We start from the raw sequence: 16152 nt of genomic DNA, 5'->3' as shown, positions 1-16152 counted from the left end.
AAAATATTCTCTGAAAATTTTAACAAAAAAGGTTAAAAGAATAAAGGTATTTAAAGGGAAAAGGACCTTTTACTGTGGTAAATTTTTAACAATGGCGGTATAATATATAGTGATTGTAGTGTTTGGGAGGTTAGTATGAAGGGAAAGGTTGCTGTGGCCATGAGCGGCGGCGTGGACAGTTCTTTGACTGCTTATTTGCTGAAAAAGGATGGTTATGATGTTATCGGTGTAACAATGCGCCTTAGTGATGAAGGCAGGGATTTTTCATTGGATGCAAATGAGGATGCCTGTAAACTTGGCAGCGTCAGTGATGCGAAAAAAGTGGCTGAGCAACTTGGAATACCACATTATGTTGCAGATTTTCGTGATATATTCAAAGAGAAAGTGGTAAAATATTTTCTTGATGAATATGCAGCCGGGCGCACACCAAATCCGTGTGTTGTTTGCAATCCGCAGATTAAATTTGGTGAGCTGCTGGATTGGGCAAGGGACTTTGGTGCGGATTATCTGGCTACCGGGCATTATGCCCGAATTCTGCAGAAGCCTCAGGGAGAATACGGTATTTTTATGGGAATGGATAAGCACAAAGATCAGTCCTATGTGCTTTATAGAATAAACAGGGAGCTTCTCAAATACATAATGATGCCATTAGGGAATTATACCAAGGTCATGACGCGTCAACTGGCAAAGGAATATGGTTTGGTCGTGGCCGAAAAGACTGAGAGCCAGGAGATTTGTTTTGTCCCTGATGACGACTATAAGGCAATGCTGAAGCATTGCAAGCCGGAATGCCTGATACCAGGAGATATTGTGGATTTAAAGGGAAATGTCCTAGGTAGGCATCAGGGAGTACCATTATACACCATAGGCCAGCGTAAGGGCTTGGGGATAGCCTATTCAGAGCCTTTGTATGTGGTGAAGCTGGATGTTGGCAAAAACCAGGTGGTGGTGAGCGGCAACAAGGATGTGTTTGCAGACAGTCTTATTGCTGAGGATATGAACTGGCTTGCTTTTGACCGGTTGACCGAACCAATTCATGTAAATGCCCGTATCCGTTATGGTTCCAGGGAAGGTCAGGGCATTGTTACCCCGTTGAATGATGGTCGTGTAAGAGTGGATTTTGACAGGCCGCAACGGGCTGTTACTCCCGGTCAGTCAGTGGTGTTTTATGACGGTGAGCAGGTAATCGGCGGAGGAATTATCAAAGGTGTTGTTTGATCGGACAGTCCTTGAACTTGTATATTACACCTGTAAAATAATTGAAAAAGCGATTTGAGTTCAGGGGAATCTTCCCGGCTTTTGAAGAAATATTATATGATTGGGTATATTTTTTATTCAGACTCAACGGTGTTTGGGTTCCTGGAGAGGAAGTGTTAATATGAGCAGCTTTGTACGCTCTGTAAAATACAGATTGTTGGCCGCCCTTGTGATATTGCTTGTTGCAGCTGTTGGTGGGATATGGTGGTATGCAGTATATTATACTAATACGCCGGAGTATACATTAAAAATGGTTCAGGAAGCCATTGAAAATCATGATAAGGATAAACTTCACAAATATGTGGATTTTGAACATTTTTTGGATTCAGCCAGCGATGATATGCTGGATGGTCTGGTGGATGCCAATATACCTGCTGTAGGTGATACAAAGGAGGCCGTGAGCAGTTTTACCAGGATGTTCAAGACACCGATAATAATGAGTCTGCAGTTGGCTGTCGACAATTATGTGGAATATGGTGAATGGTATAATACTGATTCCAAGGATGGAAATATGCCTATTGATGCAGATTTAGTTGTAGGCAGGTCAGGGATCAGTGCATTGGTTTTCCGTAATCTTGAAAGTGTGGCAGTGGATGATGCAAATGGGACTGCCGTGGCCAAGGTAAAAATGTTCCAGAAAGAGGCCGGCGAGGAATACACCTTTGATATTGAGCTTGTAAAAACGGAATCCGGCAGATGGCAGGTATATGAAGTCACCAATCTTAAGGCTTTTATAGGTCTTGTAAATAACTTAAGGCGTCAAAGAGTCAAGACTTATCTGGACCAGTCTGCTGAGATTATGTCCAAGCATGACGAGAAGGCAGCTAAAATAGAGGAGAAGGTCACTGAAACATTGGCAAAAGGTTCGTTGGGAAGCAATGCAACCAGGCAGGAGCTTAAGGATATTATGCAGTCAGGATTGGCTCCTGAATGGAAATCCAGACGCGAGGACCTGGAGGAATTAAAGGTACCTGCTGCGGCAGGGACATTGCATCGCCTCAGACTAAAGATATGTGATTTGCATATAGATTATGCTACCGACTATGCCAAGTGGATGGATGATAAAAATGCAGCCACCTTGAGAGGTGCGACTTCTTCACTGAAACAGGCAAAAACCCTGGAAAAGGAAGCGGAGCTTCTTACAAGACAGGTGAACTATCATATACAGAAATAAGGAAATGATAGCTCCGGCATCATTGTTTCAATAGCTTTTCGGATAATAGCAAATAAGGATGATTAAATGAATAACGATTTAGATAAAACACAGCCATTGCCGCATTTAGTTGACGAAATGGCCAATCAGGATACGCAAATATTAAATCACAGTAAGGTAAGGCAGTTGGATCCTGTCAATGTCAATAATGGCAACAGGCATCAGCCCGGAAATATGGGGAATGATTATCAGCAGCCGGCCGGTGTTCCTCCCCGCCCTCCTAAAAAGGGAAAGGGAAAAACTGTATTTTATTTTGTTGTGGCTTTTATCTTTGCCTTATTGATGGGAATGTTCATTTCTGGTTATGTAAGCGATAAAAACAATAAGGATGCTGATTTCAAGATGCAGCAGGCCCAGTCTGAAAATAATGCCAAGGCGGCTGATGAACAGAAGCAGAGCCTGAATCAGCGTAAGAGTGTGCTGGACAGCAGGATTAGGGAGCTGGAGGAACTGCAGAAGAAAGCGCAGTCTGAGGCTGATACCATAAAGGGCAAGAATGAACAGCTGGAAAAGACCCAAAAAGACAAATCCGGTGTTACCAAGGTTATCGATCAGGTAACCGGCAAGGAGGCACAGGAAAAGAAAGATGCCCAGACCTTGGCCCAACAGGAAAAAACAGCTACGGAAAAGCTGGCTGAAATCAATCAATCCATAAATGAGGCCAAGGCGGCCTATGATGAGGTCAACAGACAGCTGGATGAACTGGAAAAATTCCGTCGGAAGGCCCTGGAAACAAAAGAGAATGCTGAAAAGGTCTATAATGACAACAAGGGACTGATTGATGGCATTATCCATTATGTAGGTAAGGGCTTTGATGTCATACAGGGGCTGCTTAAATAATTTTTTAGGGGGAAGGAATGTTGAAAAAATATTTATTGCTTTTGATTTCACTGCTCTGCCTGCTGACTATGTTGGTGGCCGGCTGTTCCGGTAAACAGGCGAAAGGCGATATGCAGTCATTGAAATTGGGGGTTATGCCGGATATTGATTCCGTTCCGATTATAATCGCTCAGGAAAAAGGCTATTTTTCTGAGGAGGGCCTGCAGGTTGAGGTCCAGCAATTCAAGAGTGCCATGGATAGGGATGCAGCACTTCAAAGTGGTAACCTTGACGGTGCTATTTCTGATCTTCTGGCTGTAGCCTTTGCCAAAAGTGGTGGATTTGATGTGAATGCCACATCCTTTACTGCCGGAAATTATAAGCTGATTGCCGGTAAATCTGAAAATATCAATACTCCAAAGGAGCTTGTGGGCAAGGACGTAGCAGTATCAAAAAATACCATTATTGAATATGTTACTGACCAGATTACTGTATCAAACAGTATGAAGGAGGACAGCATTAACAAAGTTGTTATTCCGCAAATTCCTACCAGACTTGAAATGCTTCAGAATGGTAAGCTGGCTGCGGCTACCTTGCCAGAGCCTATGGGCAGCATAGCTGTTGCCAATGGTTGTCATTTTGTTACTGATTCTGAGCAGCTTGGCATTAACCCGGGGGTGATGATGTTTACCAGTAAATCCCTGAAGGACAAGCAAAATGAAATTAAGGCGTTTTACAGGGCCTATAATAAGGCCGTGAAATATTTAAATGAGCACCCTCAGGATGAATATATTGATTTGATTATCCAGAAGAGCGGGTTTCCGGAAATCGCCAAAACTGCCTTAAAGTTACCTGTTTACCATGAGGCAGGTCTCCCTTCTGAAAAGGATGTGGCTGATTGCATGAAGTGGATGCATACCAAGGGGCTTATTAAGCAGGAATATTCGTATAAGGATGTTGTAGTGGATTTGTTTAATTGATAATGAGCTATGATCAGTATTGAAAACTTATCTGTAAAATATAAATCTGACAGTGATGTGTATACGGCACTGTCAGGGATTTCCCTGGTCATACCGGATGGAGGAACATTGGCTGTTATTGGCCCGTCGGGATGCGGTAAATCTACGCTGTTGAAGGTGGTTGCAGGCCTGATTCCCGATTTTGAGGGTTCGGTACAGATTTCCGGGGAAGACGTGAATCCAAAAAAACAGACAATAGGTTTTATGCCACAAAATTATGGGCTGTTACCATGGCGGACCGTCTATGATAATATTCGTCTTGGCATGAAAATAAAGCGTGATCCTGAGCTTTTGGACCGCAATGTTCTGAAAAAGCTGATGCGCCAATTGGGCATTGAGGGACTGGGGCATCGCTACCCTAATGAGCTGAGTGGCGGCCAACAACAGCGTGTGGCCCTGGCAAGGGTGTTTGCTCTTCAGCCGGATGTTCTTTTGATGGACGAACCTTTTTCTGCACTGGATGCCATTACCAGAGAGGAAATGCAGGATATTTTTCTGAGATTATGGCGTAAATTCAATGTATCTACCATTTTTGTCACTCATTATGTGGAGGAGGCCCTGTATTTGGGACAGAAGATTGCTGTTTTGTCAGCCAATACAGGAAACATCAGTAAAATCATTGATAATCCACTGTTTGGTGGCAAGGATATCAGGCAGGATCCTGAATTTTTTGCCATGAGTCTTAAACTCAAGAATGTTATTAAGAAGGATTGGAATCAGGCATGGGAAAACTAGTTGGTGCGTGGTATCTGCTGGCAGCTGTAATATTGACATTCATATGGTTTGTAGTATCCCAGATTGTTGATTTGCCTATTATTCCTTCACCTGTGCTTGTGGTGGATAATCTGGCTGATATCTTTATGCAATACATTGCTATCCATGGTATATACAGTTTATGGCGAATTATGGCAGGATTGGCATTAGCTGTGGCTGTAGGATTACCATTGGGGGTGCTTATGGGCTATTTCCCCCAGACTGATAGACTGCTGGCGCCAATCGTGTATTTGACATATCCTATACCGAAAATAGCCCTGTTGCCTATTCTTATGCTTTTGTTTGGGGTAGGGGAGATATCCAAGGTATTGATGATTTTTCTTATAATAGTGTTTCAGGTTGTGGTGGCTGTCCGGGATGGCATAAGGGCAATACCTACAGAGACATTTTATCCTCTGTATTCCTTGGGAGCTTCTTTCAAGGATATATTCTTTGAGGTCCTTTGGCCGGCATCTTTGCCAAAATTCATTACTGCCATCAGGGTTGCGTTGGCTACAGCAATATCGGTTCTTTTTTTTACCGAGACATTTGGAACCCAGTATGGAATGGGATATTTTATCATGGATGCCTGGTTGCGGGTCAATTATCTGGAAATGTATTCCGGTATTGTTGTTTTAAGTCTGTTGGGACTGGTTTTGTTTACCACTATAGATTTAATTGAAAAATATGCCTGTGATTGGCAGTATAAATAGTCTTTTAATATTGCCTTCAGGGATGTCAAGGTAATAGCTAAAATTTTTTATCGTTGATATGTATTATATATATTTGGTAGAATAAGACAACCGAAAGGAAGGATTCCAGTGTCTTCTGATGTAAAAAATGTTATGGAAATTATTGTGGATACTAATTTGGATTCGGCACTTAATAGTATGCATGATGTCTGCAGATGTGAAAAATGCATAGCAGATATCAAGGCAATTGTGCTCAACAAGATGAAACCGATGTATGTTAGTACCCATATGGGTGAGGTTATAGGCAAGCTGCAGGTTCTTGATCCACACAAAAGGGTTGAGTTTTTATGCTGTGTCAATGAAGCTGTTGAAAAGGTCAGAAATAACCCCCATCATGATTAACTTTTTTATTACAATTCGTTATGAAGCAGATTTGAAGCTTTTTGCCTGAGGCAAATTTTGAACAATAGCTTTGTAATGCTGTTACCTATTTTTAGGTAGTTATGTTTTTATCATTAATAAAACTTTGCATTGGTGTATGAATTATCATATATCACATATTAAATTTATACAGAGCGTTTTTAAGTTTAATGTAAAGGAAGGGTGAGCAAAGTGTTAGTAGATGTTAAAAATGTAATGGAAACCTATGTTGAAATGAATTTGGAGCATGTCCTTGATGAAATTCCAAATGTTTGCCGGTGTGAGCAGTGCAGGGCCGATATCAAAGCCCTGGTTCTTAACAGACTGCGCCCCATGTATGTGAGTACAAGCAAGGGTGAGGCTTTAAGTATGATGCAAGCCTTCGACACAGGTAAACAAGTGGAGTTTTTATGCTGTGCAAGGTCTGCTGCTGCTTTGGTAACATCAAATCCGCATCACTGATAAATCCGTGGTGTAAGTAAAGTCAGACTCATTTATGCAGACAAGCTTATTGCTGCATGTTATGGTCTGGTTTATCCATGACATCTGATGTGATTCTGTCATTAAGGCAGGATGGTTTTAGAAATGGGTAAAGGTATAAAGTTGGTTGGGTGTTTGGTGACTGTTATAGTCACTTCATTGTCTGTTTTAGGTTGTACATTTTAGACAGAGATAACGCTCGAATTTTTAGGAAGGTTGGCTGAATACATGTGTTTTGCTGACAATCAAAAAGACCATCGCCGAAGCGATGGTCTTTATTTTGTTTGAAATAATTATCTATGCTTCCTGAAGAATTCCAGAGCAACCTGTGGGAACAGGGCATAGGAGAGAATATCCTCATCGGAAGCGTTTGGATAACCTGCTTCTGCAAGCTGTGCCTTAAAGTCTGCAACCTTTGGCTCTTTAGCATCAGCTACTGCACAGTCGGTAATCATGTCTTCAGGCTTAATCTTCATAGCCTTAAGTACTTCAGGCTTAACAGGCTTTGGAGTCTTACCGAACTTACCACGAGCCAAATCCTTAACCTCATTTGGAACCATTGTATAACGAGGCTGACCACTAGCCTGCATGATAACATTCATTGTAGCCATTGTACCAACAATCTGGGAAGATGGGGTAACCAATGGAGGGAAACCAAGATCTTCACGAACTCTAGGCATTTCATCCAACAATTCCTGATATTTATCAGCAGCGCCCATTTCCTTCAGCTGGTTAACCATATTGGAAAGCATACCACCAGGAATCTGGAAATCCAATACTTTTGGATTTACATCAAAGTATCCAGGAAGGTTGAATTCCTTCATGATTTCTTTCTTTACACCCAGGAAGTGCTTAGCAATAGGCTCCATAGCCTGACGGTCGAGCTTAGTATCACGGGCAGTACCCTCGAGGGTAGCTACCATGGTTTCAGTACAAGGCTGAGAAGTATCATTTGCGAGAGGTGACAGAGCACAGTCGATGATATCAACACCAGCTTCTATAGCCTTTAAGTAGGTCATGGAACCAAAACCGGAAGTGTAATGGGTATGAAGCTCGATTGGCAGACCAACCTGATCCTTCAGCTTCTTTACCAGATCTTCAGCAACATAAGGCTTCAAAAGACCGGACATATCCTTGATACAAATGGAATGAACACCCATTTCGCGGAGTTTGATAGCCAAATCAACGAAGGTCTGATTGGTATGGAATGGACTGATGGTATAAACGAGACAGCCCTGTACATGTGGATGCTCCTTTGCTTTTAGGGCAGCATCAATAGCAGTGCGAAGATTCGTTACATCATTCAGTGCATCAAAAATACGGAATACACCTACACCATGTTCGGAAGCCTTGTTAACAAAAGCACGAACAACATCATCGGAATAATGGTTATAACCTAAGAGGTTCTGACCACGAAGCAACATCTGAATAGGGGTCTTTAAGTGAGCCTTAAGTGTATCAAGGCGCTCCCATGGGTCTTCATCCAAAAAACGAAGACAGCTGTCATATGTAGCACCACCCCATGCTTCAAGAGCATTATAACCAATATTGTCCAGTGCCTCTAACTGAGGAAGCATCTGACCAATACGCATTCTGGTCGCCAACAGCGACTGATGAGCATCACGAAGAACGGTTTCAGTAATTTTTACTGGACCACCTGCAACATTACTTAAACATGACATACCGGAACATCTCCTTAAATATTTAATTCCCCGATTTACCTGCTTATTCCCTTATAAGCAATCTCTAGTTCAAGTATAAATTGTATGATAAATTTTGTCAATGGAACTATGGCATGTATACAAGGTATTTTAAGAGTTTCTCCGATATTTGTTTACTTTTTTCATTTATTCATGTTTTTGAGATGTTACACTAATAAAAAATATGGGGTAAATAATCAGGGGACTGGTGAAAAAGTGTCGTCATATGTCGGTTGAATCCGAATGAAATCCATTGATGGTGGAGCAGACGGTCTTGGGGAGTAGATCAGTTTTGTCTGTTTTTGGGAAGCTCGTCAACAATCTCTATATTATCGAGGATTGATTTCATGTTTTCCCTAAAGCTAGCAATATATGCCTGGCGAAGGTCTTTTTGTCTTTCAGCTTCTTCGGGAGTCAGTCCTTCAGACCTTTGTTTTTTTGCCAAAAGGTTTATTTCATTTATTAATTCTTTTGTAATCATAAAGCCTCCATATAATATTGTTTCACTATGCTATTATATAGAAAAAATTTAATTTTGCCTACAACAGAAGAAAATTTGAACAATGGAATTATATTTTTATTAAATATTTATGCGTTGTGTGGTATAATTACTAAATACTGCAGGAAGGCAGTAATTTTAATCGGATAAAGGGAGAGAATTGCATCATGAAATTAGTAGTAACTATCTTTGGAAAAGACCAGGTGGGAATTATTGCCAGCGTCAGTGGTATTCTTTCTGAAATGAAGGTAAATATCACCAGTGTAAACCAGAATATAGTAGATGGTTTTTTTAATATGGTCATGATGGCTGAATTAACCGATAATACTGTAAAATTGGCAGAAATCCAAAAATGCCTTAAGGAAAAAGGGCAGGAGATGAATCTGGAAATAAAGGTCCAGAATCAGGAAATTTTTAATATTATGCATAATATTTAATTTTTATGTATATTATTCATCAAGATTATTGTGGAGGTCTGTTCAGTGATTACATTTGACAATATATTGGAAACAAACCGGATGATTACGGAGAACAAGCTGGATGTCCGTACAATTACCATGGGGATATCACTTCGTGACTGTGCTCATCCCAACATAAATCAGTTCTGTAAAAATGTCTATGATAAGATTACCAAGAGTGCTGAGTTTCTGGTAAAAACAGGTGAGGATATTGAAGCACAATACGGGATACCGATTATTCACAAGAGAATTTCCGTTACCCCTATTGCCATTGCGGCAGAAGCCTGTGAGACAGATTCCTATGTTCCGGTGGCAGAGATACTCGATAAGGCAGCCAAGGAGGTTGGCGTAAATTTCATCGGCGGTTTTTCTGCTTTGGTGGAAAAGGGCTTTACCAACGGGGATAAGATACTTATAGATTCAATACCGCAGGCATTGGCCACCACGGATGTGGTATGTTCATCGGTAAATCTTGGTTCTACCAAGGCTGGTGTTAATATGGATTGTGTCCGCCAGATGGGTGAAGTAATCAAGCGCACTGCGGAGCTTACCAGGGACCGTGATGCAATAGGCTGTGCCAAACTGGTAGTATTCTGTAATGCTCCTGGGGATAATCCTTTTATGGCTGGTGCTTTTCATGGGGTCAGTGAGGCAGAAAAGGTTGTCAGTGTCGGTGTCAGTGGACCGGGAGTAGTAAAGCATGCCCTTGAAGACCTTAAGGGTGCTGATTTTACAGAGGTGGCAGAAACAATCAAGAAGACTGCCTTTAAGATTACCCGTGTAGGACAGCTGGTAGCCAGGGAGGCTTCACGCCGCTTGGGGGTGCCTTTTGGTATAATCGATCTTTCCCTGGCACCAACCCCTGCTGTGGGTGATTCCGTTGCCAATGTATTGGAGGAAATGGGCCTTGAGAGCTGTGGTGCACCAGGTACTACGGCTGCTCTGGCACTGCTCAATGATGCCGTCAAGAAGGGCGGACTCATGGCTTCCTCTCATGTGGGCGGTCTCTCCGGTGCATTTATTCCTGTCAGTGAAGACCAGGGTATGATTGATGCCATAGAGTGCGGTTCTCTTTCAATTGAAAAACTTGAAGCAATGACCTGTGTATGTTCAGTAGGTCTGGATATGATTGCAGTGGAAGGGGATACTACTGCAGCAACTATTTCCGGTATCATTGCTGATGAAGCAGCCATTGGTATGATAAACAACAAGACTACAGCTGTCCGTGTTATTCCTGTTCCGGGTAAAAAAGTCGGTGACAGTGTTGAATTCGGTGGGCTGTTGGGAATGTGTCCAATTGTTCCTGTTCGCAGCAAGTGGAGTTCTGAGGCCTTTATTGCCAGAGGCGGACGCATTCCGGCTCCACTGCGCAGTCTGACTAATTAATATTATGAGAATTACAAAGAAAATCAAGGCAGAACAGATAAAAATATTGGGTGAGGTATATAAGGATACCAAGCCGGCCCTTATATTCAAAAATCCCTTTGAGCTGTTGATAGCAGTTATTCTATCGGCTCAATGCACTGACAAGCGGGTAAATATCACTACTGCCCGCTTGTTTGCCAAGGCTCCGGATCCACAGGCCATTGTGGACATGGGAATAGCGGAATTGGAAAACGAAATCAGGGATTGCGGTCTGTTTCGCAACAAGGCCAAAAACATCATGGCTACCTGCAGGATGCTGGTGGATGAATTTAATGGTACTGTTCCGGAGGATTATGATACCTTGCTGTCCCTTCCGGGAGTCGGACGAAAAACTGCCAATGTAGTTTGCAGTATAGCCTTCAACAGACCTGCTATAGCAGTTGATACCCATGTATTTCGTGTTTCAAACCGTCTGGGTCTGGCCAAGGGAGATACCCCGCTAAAGGTAGAGGAAGGCCTTATGGCAGCTATTCCAAAGGATAAGTGGTCAGCGGCGCATCATTGGCTGATTTGGCACGGGAGGCGTGTCTGCCGTTCCCGAAACCCACTATGTGGTCAATGTCCATTAAATGGATTGTGCCCCAGCAGGGAAGTTTGATTTTCCCATAGTAGATGATTTTGGAGTGAGTTAGTTGATTTATCGTAAAGCAAAATTTGTTGATATAGAAGCAATTTATAAATTGGTTAATCATTACGCCGAGGAAGGGCTGATGCTGGCACGCTCACGGAATGCTCTTTATGAATCTTTGCGTGATATGATTGTAGCCGTGGATGAAAATGCCGAAGTAATCGGTGTTGGTGGCTTGCATGTCACCTGGGAGAATATGGGTGAGATTCGCTCTTTGGCTGTTGATACTGCCCACAGCAAAAAGGGAATTGGCAGGGAAATTGTGCGTGAATTGATTGCTGAGGGAAAGGAATTAGGTATTAACCAGGTTTTTACCCTGACATACCAGGATAAATTTTTTGAGAAATGCGGGTTCAGGGTTATCAGCAAGAATGAGCTTCCGCATAAGATCTGGAAGGAATGTATTGATTGTCCTAAATTTCCTGATTGTAATGAAATTGCCATGCTTTACAATGAATAAGACGGCAGTTGAAATGTTTACCACATGGTGAAGTGTTTCTCATTCCGGTTGTTCTGTAAAAAGGTGTCCTTTGATTAATCACTGATAGGAGAGTTTTATTCTCAGGGAAGAAAAATTTGAACAATGAAGTTATAATCTGCTTGACACTTATTTGTTGAATTGCTATAATGAGTTCCATCAAGTGTAAAGTATGTTCATATTATAAAGGCATTGATCGAGAGAAGTACCCGATGGGGCATTACAGAGAGCTGCGGTAAGGTGCAACGCAGTATGTGAAGTCGGAGAAATACACTCGTGAGCTGCAGACTGAATTATAGTAGGTTGTGCCGGAAGTCTCCGTTATCTTAGACTAGGGTATGTTAGTACCTGAAGAGAGTGGCTTGCTGAGGCAAGCAGGGTGGTACCGCGAGTATGAGCTCGTCCCTGTTGTGGGACGGGCTTTTTTGTTTTTATGAAAGCGGTCATCCGGCTATATTTTTCCGAAACGGAATGAGAATTATTCATGGGTGGCTTTTCTGATTTTTATCATTTAATCCAGGTACCCATTCACATCGGATAAGCAGCAGGTGCCTTTTCTTCGAACCTGACGCATATTTCTATTTTTTTGCAGGAGGTTAATTATCATGATTATTGTAATGTCACCAAATTCTACAGCAGCTGATCTGGAAAAGGTTAAAATCAAGATTAAATCTGAGGGGCTGGAATACCATCTGTCTACCGGTACTTCCCGTACTATAGTGGGAGTAATAGGGGATAAGAAGGCCATCAGCAATCTGGAAATGCACTGCTGTTTGCCAGGCGTGGAAAAAACCATGCGCATAACTGAAAAATACAAGCTTGTAAGCCGTGAATTCAAGGGTGAGGATTCCATAATAGATATTGATGGTATCAAAATCGGTGGACCAAATCCTGTTGTAATGGCAGGCCCTTGTGCTGTTGAGAGTATGGAACAGCTGATGGAATCAGCCAAGGCAGTGTCTGAGGGTGGTGCACAGTTCCTTCGGGGAGGTGCTTTTAAGCCACGGACCTCACCATATGATTTCCAGGGAATGGCCCTTGATGGTTTAAAAATGCTCCGTGAAGCTGCAGACAGCTTTAATCTTAAGGTGGTTACCGAGGTTTTGGACCAGCGCACTGTGGAAGAGGTTGCTGAATATGCTGATATTCTTCAGATAGGAGCCAGAAATATGCAGAATTTCCAGTTGCTCAAGGAAGTTGGGAGATCCGGAAGACCTGTACTTCTCAAGCGTGGTCTGAGTGCAACCATAAAGGAGTGGCTGAATGCTGCAGAGTATGTAATGAGCTCCGGTTGTGATGATGTAATTTTCTGTGAGCGTGGAATAAGGACATATGAAACTTATACCAGAAATACTCTGGATTTGAGTGCAGTGGTTGCTGTAAAAGAACTGTCTCATCTGCCGGTTATTGTGGATCCTAGTCATGGTACCGGCCGACGCAGTATGGTCAGACCGATGGCCAAGGCAGCTATTGCCGCCGGGGCAGATGGCCTTATTATAGAGGTGCATCCGCACCCTGAGGTAGCCCTTTGTGATGGCGATCAATCCCTTACTCCAGCAGAATTTAACGATGTAATGGATGAAATTAAGAGGTTATCCCAGATATTGAGAGGAGAGTAATAATATGGCCAGACTGAATCTCGCCATCATTGGTGTAGGTCTTATTGGCGGTTCCCTTGGCTTATCCTTAAAGGATAAATTGGGTGATGATATATATATTACTGGTCAATGTCGTACCCAGAAATCAATGGACAAGGCCGTTGAACTGGGAGCCGTTGATTTCGCCTCCGGCGATATAAGGGAAACAGTGAAGGATGCGGATATTGTCTTTTTGAGCACGCCGGTGCTGCAGATGATACCTATGGTGGAAAAGATGCTGCCTTTCCTGAAGAAGGGGGCCATTATTACAGATGCCGGCAGTACCAAGCAGTTTATCTGGAACAGTATAAAGGAGCTTTTGCCAAAGGATATCTACTATATAGCCGGACATCCCATGACCGGGCGTGAAATGAGTGGTGTATCTGCTGCCAGCAAGGACCTTTTCAAGAATAAATGCTATGTCATAGTGGAGGATACCGGGGCTCCAAAGGAAGCCCATGACAAGATTTGTGAGCTTATAAAGCTTACCGGTGCTAATCTCACTACCTTGGATATTGCCAAGCATGACCGTTGTGCTTCCGTGATAAGTCATATTCCTCATGTTACAGCTGCAAGTCTTGTAACCCTGTTGAACCGCAGCCATGGCGACAAGGATGCCTGCCTTAAGCTGGCTGGTGGTGGCTTCAAGGATACCACCCGCATTGCTTCCTCAAATGCAGATATGTGGGCTGATATTTGTATGACCAATAAAGAGGCTATTACCAATCACCTGAAACTGCTGCAGGGGATTTTGGCTGAGGTTGTAGTAGCTATTGAAAGTGGAGACAGGCAGGCTGTACATGATTTTTTTGCTGAGTCCAAAAAAAGCAGGGACAGCATTCTGGAAAAGACAAAGGATATGTACGAATTAATCTGATAGCCTGTTTTTAGCTATGGCCGTTGTTACGGTCATAGCTTTTTTGTTATAAATAAATGGGATATAGCAGGAAACTTTAATTTTGTATAGAAAATATCAACATGGTAATTTATCTTATGTTAGCGGGTGTTGTTTGTTTACCAGGCAAGTGGGGAGATAATATTCGGTGACAAAACAGGTAAATTTGATCAGAATTCAGCGGTAGAGCACCCTTCCACTGAATTAGTTCCATGTAATATCATGTGTAAGGAGATGATTTTCTTGAAAAAGTTTTTTTGTTTGGGGTTGTTGCTCCTGGGGCTGACCATGATGCCTGTTTCTGAAGCTGCTACCCAAGGGACCAATACCGAGGGTGGATTATATGTTACAGACTGCAATGAATGGATTAGCCTGTTTTCATCAGCCAGCGTTGATTCAAACGCCATCACCCGTATACCTCTGGGGGATGTAGTCACCATAATTGATGACAATGATCCATGTTATAAGGATAAGGTATTTGCCCATGTTCGCTATATGGATAAGTCAGGCTATGCACTGTATCAATACCTGACACCACATTGGACCTTTTATCGCGTGACAAACTGTAAGGAGTGGATTAGTCTTAGGGCTGAGCCTTCAGTAGATTCCCAGGCAATAGCCTGCATACCGTTGGGGGAAAATGTCAGATTTGTAAAAAATGCCGCTAATGGATTCTGTTATGTTTATTATAATGGTCAACTGGGATATGCCCTGGCAGATTATTTGGAGTAAACATAATGACCCTGATTTTCAATTAAATGTATATTCTTTTTTATCTAGGAGGAAATATGAGATATCTTCGTTCAATAAAATTATTATTGGTTGCTGTTATAATGCTTATGGCTGCTTCCGGAACTGCTTCTGCCGGCAGCCAGGATTTTACCCTTGTTAATGGTACAGGGCGTACAATTTCCTATATTTATCTTAGTCCTACCCAGTGTTCTGACTGGATTTATCAGGATGAGCTTGGTAACAATGTGCTCCGTCCAGGGCAGGAAATATTCCTGGATTTTGATCCAAGGGATAATGTGCAGTATTGGGATGTAAAGGTAGTCTATGATAATGGTGAGGAAGGCTACTGGATTGGTCTCGATCTTTATAGGATTTATTCTCTTACAATAAGACCTGGTGGTTCTTCAAGTATAGAAATGATTTAATTGGTTTAAATATGTCCCCCCCATTATCCGTATAGATACTCTGTGTGTGAATTTAAGGAGGATTTATGAGTATTTTTGGCTTAACTAAGGGAACAGAGCTGGAAAAATTGGTACAGGGTGCCATGCAGGCGGAAGCCAATGGAACAATGATGTATTATGCTTTGGCCCGCCTGGCGAAGGAACAGGGTATGGATGAGGTGGCAGAAAAATTTATTGCCTCTGCTAATCAGGAAGCTGTTCATGCTGGTTTTTATGCCATATTGAATGGAAAATATCCACAGGATTTTTGGAGCTTGGCCCGTACATTACAACAAGCTGAAGAAAGTGGCGAGCAGAAAGTTAGTGCTATGGCAGCTAAATTCCGTGAAGCAGGTCTTACGGAAGCAGCAGATGAGATGGAGATTTTTGCCAAAGAGGAAGGTCATCATGGTGCCGTCCTGAAAGAAATTCTCGATAAATATGGACCTGATACCCAGATACCTGCTGGTGCTACTGTTTATGTATGTCCTGTTTGTGGCTACGAATACATTGGGGATATAAACAAGGAGCCTGATGATTATACTTGTCCATTGTGCGGACAGCCTAAAACTATTTTTAAGAAAAAATAACTCGGTGTAAGATG

At 42.4% G+C, this 16152-nt stretch carries 19 protein-coding genes and 1 other annotated feature; of the genes, 17 read left to right on the top strand and 2 right to left on the bottom strand.

The window, feature by feature from the left end; translation table 11 throughout:
* Nucleotides 1-135: 135 nt before the first annotated feature.
* The 8 genes from mnmA to K6C05_RS02935 all read left to right on the top strand — a co-directional run bounded on the left by mnmA (nt 136) and on the right by K6C05_RS02935 (nt 6635).
* Nucleotides 136-1218: a tRNA 2-thiouridine(34) synthase MnmA gene (gene mnmA, locus K6C05_RS02970; protein WP_296731046.1), complete on the top strand. Its 1083-nt coding sequence runs from the start codon at nt 136-138 to the stop codon at nt 1216-1218.
* A 160-nt stretch (nt 1219-1378) separates the two neighbouring features.
* Complete coding sequence (locus K6C05_RS02965) at nt 1379-2431, top strand: DUF2939 domain-containing protein (RefSeq protein ID WP_296731045.1); 1053 nt, start codon at nt 1379-1381, stop codon at nt 2429-2431.
* Between the two features lie 66 nt (nt 2432-2497).
* Nucleotides 2498-3310, top strand: a complete 813-nt coding sequence (locus K6C05_RS02960; RefSeq protein WP_296731042.1) for a hypothetical protein — start codon at nt 2498-2500, stop codon at nt 3308-3310.
* 17 nt (nt 3311-3327) lie between these two features.
* Nucleotides 3328-4269, top strand: coding sequence for a MetQ/NlpA family ABC transporter substrate-binding protein (locus K6C05_RS02955; RefSeq protein WP_296731040.1), 942 nt, complete (start codon nt 3328-3330; stop codon nt 4267-4269).
* 9 nt (nt 4270-4278) lie between these two features.
* Entirely contained in the window at nt 4279-5043 is a 765-nt protein-coding gene (locus K6C05_RS02950; protein ID WP_296731037.1) for an ABC transporter ATP-binding protein, read from the top strand.
* The gene (locus K6C05_RS02945; protein WP_296731036.1) at nt 5031-5774 is read left to right on the top strand and encodes an ABC transporter permease; all 744 of its coding nucleotides are present in this window, start codon (nt 5031-5033) and stop codon (nt 5772-5774) included. Before K6C05_RS02950 ends, K6C05_RS02945 begins: the two co-directional genes overlap by 13 nt.
* Before the next feature lie 108 nt (nt 5775-5882).
* Complete coding sequence (locus K6C05_RS02940; protein WP_296731034.1) at nt 5883-6155, top strand: late competence development ComFB family protein; 273 nt, start codon at nt 5883-5885, stop codon at nt 6153-6155.
* Between the two features lie 210 nt (nt 6156-6365).
* Nucleotides 6366-6635 (top strand): late competence development ComFB family protein, encoded by a 270-nt coding sequence (locus K6C05_RS02935; RefSeq protein WP_296731033.1) that lies wholly within the window; start codon nt 6366-6368, stop codon nt 6633-6635.
* Between the two features lie 311 nt (nt 6636-6946).
* Here the strand turns inward: K6C05_RS02935 and K6C05_RS02930 are convergent, their stop codons facing one another.
* Together K6C05_RS02930 and K6C05_RS02925 are read right to left on the bottom strand one after the other, a co-directional pair.
* Complete coding sequence (locus K6C05_RS02930) at nt 6947-8335, bottom strand: pyruvate carboxylase subunit B (protein ID WP_296731030.1); 1389 nt, start codon at nt 8333-8335, stop codon at nt 6947-6949.
* A 304-nt stretch (nt 8336-8639) separates the two neighbouring features.
* A complete protein-coding gene (locus tag K6C05_RS02925; protein ID WP_296731028.1) occupies nt 8640-8834 on the bottom strand; it encodes a DUF896 domain-containing protein in 195 nt (64 codons plus the stop codon).
* Between the two features lie 185 nt (nt 8835-9019).
* Between K6C05_RS02925 and K6C05_RS02920 the strand changes: the two genes are divergently transcribed.
* The 9 genes from K6C05_RS02920 to K6C05_RS02880 all read left to right on the top strand — a co-directional run bounded on the left by K6C05_RS02920 (nt 9020) and on the right by K6C05_RS02880 (nt 16138).
* Nucleotides 9020-9289, top strand: coding sequence for an ACT domain-containing protein (locus K6C05_RS02920; RefSeq protein WP_296731025.1), 270 nt, complete (start codon nt 9020-9022; stop codon nt 9287-9289).
* A 45-nt stretch (nt 9290-9334) separates the two neighbouring features.
* On the top strand, nt 9335-10696 hold the full coding sequence (locus K6C05_RS02915) for a PFL family protein (RefSeq protein ID WP_296731024.1): 1362 nt from the start codon (nt 9335-9337) through the stop codon (nt 10694-10696).
* A gap of 4 nt (nt 10697-10700) precedes the next feature.
* On the top strand, nt 10701-11333 hold the full coding sequence (gene nth, locus K6C05_RS02910; RefSeq protein ID WP_296731021.1) for an endonuclease III: 633 nt from the start codon (nt 10701-10703) through the stop codon (nt 11331-11333).
* Between the two features lie 34 nt (nt 11334-11367).
* Complete coding sequence (locus K6C05_RS02905) at nt 11368-11823, top strand: N-acetyltransferase (protein ID WP_296731018.1); 456 nt, start codon at nt 11368-11370, stop codon at nt 11821-11823.
* A gap of 201 nt (nt 11824-12024) precedes the next feature.
* Nucleotides 12025-12251, top strand: a binding site (T-box leader).
* Between the two features lie 195 nt (nt 12252-12446).
* Nucleotides 12447-13460: a 3-deoxy-7-phosphoheptulonate synthase gene (gene aroF, locus K6C05_RS02900; protein WP_296731015.1), complete on the top strand. Its 1014-nt coding sequence runs from the start codon at nt 12447-12449 to the stop codon at nt 13458-13460.
* A 4-nt stretch (nt 13461-13464) separates the two neighbouring features.
* A complete protein-coding gene (locus tag K6C05_RS02895; protein ID WP_296731013.1) occupies nt 13465-14355 on the top strand; it encodes a prephenate dehydrogenase/arogenate dehydrogenase family protein in 891 nt (296 codons plus the stop codon).
* Nucleotides 14356-14616: 261 nt separating this feature from the next.
* Nucleotides 14617-15105 (top strand): SH3 domain-containing protein, encoded by a 489-nt coding sequence (locus K6C05_RS02890; protein ID WP_296731011.1) that lies wholly within the window; start codon nt 14617-14619, stop codon nt 15103-15105.
* Between the two features lie 56 nt (nt 15106-15161).
* On the top strand, nt 15162-15530 hold the full coding sequence (locus tag K6C05_RS02885; protein WP_296731005.1) for a hypothetical protein: 369 nt from the start codon (nt 15162-15164) through the stop codon (nt 15528-15530).
* Between the two features lie 65 nt (nt 15531-15595).
* Nucleotides 15596-16138: a ferritin family protein gene (locus tag K6C05_RS02880; protein WP_296731001.1), complete on the top strand. Its 543-nt coding sequence runs from the start codon at nt 15596-15598 to the stop codon at nt 16136-16138.
* The last annotated feature ends 14 nt before the right edge of the window (nt 16139-16152 follow it).

The organism is Anaerovibrio sp. (assembly GCF_024697385.1).
Taxonomy (GTDB): Bacteria; Bacillota; Negativicutes; order Selenomonadales; family Selenomonadaceae; genus Anaerovibrio.
Note: the sequence above shows the minus strand (reverse complement) of the source record. Positions and strands in the feature narration are given on the sequence as shown.